Origin of the sequence: Alteromonas sp. BZK5 (assembly GCF_014349115.1) — a bacterium.
Classification (GTDB): domain Bacteria; phylum Pseudomonadota; class Gammaproteobacteria; order Enterobacterales; family Alteromonadaceae; genus Alteromonas; species Alteromonas macleodii.
Genome location: NZ_JACSOE010000246.1, coordinates 1 through 1,558, shown reverse-complemented (window position 1 = coordinate 1,558; position 1,558 = coordinate 1). Strand labels below are relative to the sequence as shown.

The 1,558-nt window shown below is 37.4% G+C and carries 2 protein-coding genes; both read left to right on the top strand.

The window, feature by feature from the left end:
- The coding region (locus BIZ39_RS21690) for a glycosyltransferase (RefSeq protein WP_222936751.1) at positions 1-1,063 on the top strand (1,063 nt) is incomplete at its 5' end.
- Positions 1,060-1,558 (top strand): oligosaccharide flippase family protein (locus tag BIZ39_RS21685; RefSeq protein ID WP_187448095.1); only part of this gene is annotated, 499 nt, incomplete at its 3' end. The genes BIZ39_RS21690 and BIZ39_RS21685, both read left to right, overlap by 4 nt.

Sequence of the window (1,558 nt, the reverse complement as noted above, 5' to 3'; positions counted from 1 at the left end):
GGTTAAGCACTATGGCTCACGGTATTACGAGTTGAATAACGGTGAGATTTTTGAAGGTACCTGGTATCAGCATTTCTTGAATTTCTTAAAACGTAAAACGTTTCTCAAAAGGTTCCCCTTTATTAAAGATGCAATTTTTGAAGATGCATATGTCACAGAAAGGATTAAAAAAGAGTTTAATAGCATTGTAGAAAGCGTGAGGCCAAGCGCAATTATTTGTGAGTACGCTTTGCTATCTAAGCTAGTCGAAGGACTACAACAAGATGTTGTTAAAATTGTCGACACACATGATAGATTTGCCAACAGGAACAAACGAGTACGAGAGCGCAACGGACATGGGGTATGGTGGGAGTTAACAGAAGAGCAAGAAAAGTTACTTCTTAAACGATTCGATTACGTTTTCGCTATTCAACGAAATGAAGCTAAACTCTTCTCTTCTGCATTGCAGGGGCTTGAAACAAAGGTTGTAACATTAGATATACTCGAGCCCGCTAGACGCAAGGTGTATTTTACCAACAAACCACATGTTATTGGTTTCATTGGGTCACAAAATCAGCATAACAAGGAAGGTTTAGAATGGTTTCTCAATAGCCATTGGCAGAATATTCTCAATGCTGTACCTAACGCAGAGTTACATATTGCAGGAGCAATTTATGAGGAAATAGTGGAAAGAAAAATACCAGGAGTTAGCTTTTTAGGTAGGGTTGAATCATTGTCTAAGTTTTATGACTCTTGCGCTTTTTGTATTAATCCATGTCTGACCGGTTCAGGTTTAAAAATTAAATCGGTAGAGGCCTTATGCTACGGTAAACCGTTGGTAACCTCGAATGAGGGGGCCGAAGGTATAGAACATGCTAGCGGTAAAGGTATTTTTATTTTTGCTATTGAAGAGTTTGGCTTTGGCGACACCTGTATCAATCTTCTAGAAAACGGAAAATTCGCCTATGAAATGGGAAGTGCAGCAATAGAGTTTATCAACGCATCCGAGAAGAGTAATCAATCGATACTAAACCAAATTTTACCCTGTTATAAACCTGTTGATGAAATGGAATTACCTAATTGAACGTTCGTAAATCAGTAATTTTGTCTGCTGCTTCTCAATATCTTCTGAAAGTAATTGGTTTCGTAAATGTAATTATCATGGCCAGACTGTTAACTCCAGACGAGCTTGGGGTTTATGCTATCGCAGGAGCAGTAGTACTTATAGCTTCAGAGCTAAAGCTAATGGGTACAACAAGCTATTTGATTAGAGAGAAGGAGTTAACAAAAGACAAGGTAAAAAGTGGAATAGGTCTATCTATTATTTTTTCTTGGGGTTTAGGTCTCTTACTTGCAATATCTTCAGACTACTTATCGAGTTTTTTTGAAGAGCCACGTGTTGCTCCAATTTTTTTAATATTATCACTGAATTTCTTATTCGCTCCTTTTACCAGTGTAACGACTTCTTTACTTTCCAGAGATTTGCAATTTGATAAACTTGTTAAAATCAATGTATTAACGGAAGTCAGTCGTTTTCTTGCTTCTCTTCTTTTAGTCTTATCTGGGTTCGGTATATTTG